The 3,577-nt window shown below is 66.7% G+C and carries 2 protein-coding genes; both read left to right on the top strand.

Annotated features, from left to right (window positions below):
- Nucleotides 1-2,718 (top strand): ATP-dependent DNA helicase (locus WAW17_RS22345; RefSeq protein ID WP_422335098.1); only part of this gene is annotated, 2,718 nt, incomplete at its 5' end.
- A 252-nt stretch (nt 2,719-2,970) separates the two neighbouring features.
- Nucleotides 2,971-3,525 carry a hypothetical protein gene (locus tag WAW17_RS22340; RefSeq protein WP_422335097.1) on the top strand — a complete coding sequence of 185 codons (555 nt, stop codon included), beginning with the start codon at nt 2,971-2,973 and terminating at the stop codon, nt 3,523-3,525.
- Nucleotides 3,526-3,577: the final 52 nt, after the last annotated feature.

The raw sequence follows: 3,577 nt of genomic DNA, 5'->3' as shown, positions 1-3,577 counted from the left end.
GGTATCGGCCCCGCCGGCACCGGCAAGACCACCTCCATGAAGGCCGTCGCCGACACCTGGCAGAAGGTCGGCCACCAGGTCATTGCACTCGCCCCGTCCGCCGTTGCAGCCGAAACCTTAGGTGAGGAAATCGGGGTGCAAGCCCACACCCTCGCCACCCTGACCTACCCCTGGCGCGGCGTCATCGGCGACAAGCCGGGCAGTCTCCCATCCTCGATCGAGATCACCCCGGGGACCATGCTTCTGGTCGACGAGGCATCCCTCGCCTCGACCAAGGACCTCGCTGCAATCACCGACATCGCCCGTGCAAAGGGTGCGATCGTCCGGCTGCTCGGCGACCCCGCTCAGCTCGACGCCGTCGAAACCGGTGGTGCCCTGCGGCTGCTCGCCGAAGAGACCAAGGCACCCGAACTTACCGACGTGGTCCGGTTCGGCGACGACCTCGAACAAGCCGAAAACTCGCTGCAAGTCCGCGCCGGGAACCCGGAAAGCCTGGAGTTGTTCGACGGCCGCGGCTGGATCCACAGCGGCACCGCCGCCGAGATGAAAGACCAGGCCGCCGTCGCCTACATCGCCGACACCGACGCCGGTCTTCAGTCCATCGTGATGCTCTCCACCGGTGACGATGTCCGCGAGGTCAACCTCTCTGTGCAGGCCCACCAACGCGGCCGCGGCATCGCAAACGAAGCCCGCACCACCGTGTTGTCGGACGAGCTCACCGCTGGTGTCGGTGACACCGTCCTGACCCGCCGCAACGATCGCACCCTGCGGACATTGGGTGGTCGGCGGCGGAACATGTTCGTCCGCAACGGCGACCTGTGGACCGTCACCGCCGTCAACCCCGACGGCTCACTGACGGTGCGCAGCAAGACCCATCACGGGTCGATCGTGCTGCCCGCGAAGTACGTGCGCCGCGACACCGAACTCGGCTACGCCGCCACCGTGCACCGCAGCCAGGGCATCACCGTCGACACCTCGCACACCGCGGTCACCGGTGCCACCAACCGGGCCGGCCTCTACGTCGCGGTCACCCGCGGCCGCACCGAGAACCACCTCTACGTGCCCACAGAACCCGGCGTCACCCAGGACACCGAGGGCATGCACCTCGGGGAACACCAGACCCCACAGGCGCACGACGTGCTATGCCGAATCCTCGCCGCCGACAACGGACACCGAGCCGCCATCACCGAAATCCATGAGGCCACACGGCAGGCGAACAGCCCCGAACGGCTCCACGAGGCGTACCTCGCCGCCCAGACGCGGCTGCGGGATCGGTGGCTCGACCACCTCCTCGACCGGTCACTACCGGCCACGATCCTCGCGACGATGGAAACGGCACACCCCGGCAGCCTGGCTTCCCTCCGTGCCACGCTGGCCGACATCCACGACCGCGGCGACAGCGCATCACATGTACTCAACGAGGCCGTCTCCCGCGGCGAACTGCACACCGCCCGCGACGTCGCCGCCGTCCTGAACGCCCGCATCACCAACGCTGCTGCCGCTGTTGGTGAGCCAACCGGGGCGGCGCTCCCGCCCCTGCCTCCGCGCGCACCGCACACCGACATGGAACTCGACGACTACGCCCGCATCGTCGCCGAGCTGTACACCGAGGCGCGCCCTGCCGCCGAACACGACGCCGACGGCGTCGGGGCGAAGATCCGCGACTACCGGCAGACTCGCACCGTGCTCGACCGCGAACGGGTCCGCCGCCCGGTCGAGGCCGTGTTCGACCCGGAGACAGCCGCCAGCATCACCGCCGACAAGGCCGCGTGGCGCCTCGGCCGTCAGCTCCGGAACGCCTCACTTGCTGGCCTCAACCCGGCCGAGATTCTTCAGTGGCACGCCCGCCAGCTCACAGAACAGGGCAAGCCGATCACCGCCGTCTCCCTCGCCAGCGACATCGGGCCCGCTCTGACAACGGCGACCCGAGACCTCAACGCCCAGTGGCTCGACGAGAACGACGCGGTCCTGCGCGAGCACCTGCCCGTCGCCGCCGCGATGGCCGACCGTGGCGGCGACCCTCGATGGAACGACGTCGCCGGGCGACTACGCGTCCATACGACCCACGGCGGCCGCGAGCTCGCCGACCTGTGTTCAGAACTCGCTGCGCACGCCGGAACCATGTCCAACATCAGCCGAGTGGTCGAAGCGCTCGACGAGATCGCACCGGCAGGACACGAACCGATCAACCCGGCCGCCCCGCACTGGGTGCCCTCCCCCGACGTCGACGCGCACCAGGTCGATCCCGCCCTCGCCCAGCAGCTGCGAGACGAGTACACCGACATCGCCGCTTTCCGCGAAACCACCGTGCTCGAGATCGCCGCCACTGCACAACGGGGGGCGGAATCCGAGAACGTGGACGTCGAACTTCCCACCAACCTCGCATGGACCCAACACCTCGGACCGCGCCCCTACGAGGACGAACTGGCCGTCGACTGGGACCGCGCAGCAGCCGATATCCACGCCTACCGCAGCACCTATCGGATCACAGACACCACCTCACTCGCCGGCGACCGCCCCGACAAGAAGGCCGAACTCGGCGACTTCCACGCCGTCCACGACCGCGCCCAGATCTTCCATGATCATGTCGACCAGTACCGCGAGGAACAACAGCGTCAGACTCGGCAGCAGGAGAACACCGACCACGAGCGGCAGATGCACGGGCATGCCCACGCCATCGAGACGCAAGAGAACCAACGGGGCGGCCGCCGGATGTGACGCCTGGCCTTCGGATGTCACAGGCATCGGGCGGGTTGGTAGCGGCTATAGGCGGTTTCGGTTTGACAGTCAGTGGGCCAGGACAGTCCTCCAAGCGGACCCAGTGATTAAGAGTCACTTGCTCTTCCCAAGACCGCGGTCGATGTAGAGTCGACCGCCTGCCCAAGTCCCCAGGGGACTGTATCTGCCGCTGGCGTTCCGATCGCGGGACCCGACAAGTGGTGTCGCGCCCACTGCATAGGATTGCTGCTCATGCTGACAGCTTGGGGTGACGAGAGCGGATCACAACCGGACCGTGACCCCAACACCTATCTACTCGCCGCGGCCTTATGCGAGGAAGACGATGTCCCTGCCGTCCGGAAGGCGATGGAATCGCTCCGCCTGGGACACGAGAAGAAGGTGCATTGGCATGGCAGCAGCACAGATCGGCGGCATCAGCTGGTCGAGGCCGTCAGCGAACTCCCGCTGGCAGGCCTGGTAGTGATCCATACCGAGGCGGGCGCATCCGACCGCCGACACCGTCGCAAGTGCCTCGAATACCTATTGCCGAACCTTGCAGAGATGCCCTGTTCCCACATCACCCTCGAATCCCGTAGCCACCTCGATGCCAGTGACCTCGACATACTGCAGAAGTTCCGTTCGCAGCAGGTCATCACGTCATCGTTAAGGGTCAACCACGCTATCGGCCGCGTCGAACCGGCACTCTGGGTCGCCGACATCGTGTGCGGTGCTGTCGTCCAATCCAGAGTGGGAAACCCCAAATACCTCGAAACGTTGGCCGGAGCCATCGACCTCAAACAGATCTAGTCCGGAAACGACGCGAGCCACAGGCCTCGTCGTCCGGCGAGTAATCCTGCGG

It is taken from the genome of Rhodococcus sp. (in: high G+C Gram-positive bacteria) (assembly GCF_049286785.1).
Classification (GTDB): Bacteria; Actinomycetota; Actinomycetes; order Mycobacteriales; family Mycobacteriaceae; genus Rhodococcus_F.
Note: the sequence above shows the minus strand (reverse complement) of the source record. Positions and strands in the feature narration are given on the sequence as shown.

Bases quoted from the DNA above. Each gene is read 5' to 3' on its own strand.
- WAW17_RS22340 (WP_422335097.1), top strand. From the start codon at position 2,971: ATGCTGACAGCTTGGGGTGACGAGAGCGGATCACAACCGGACCGTGAC.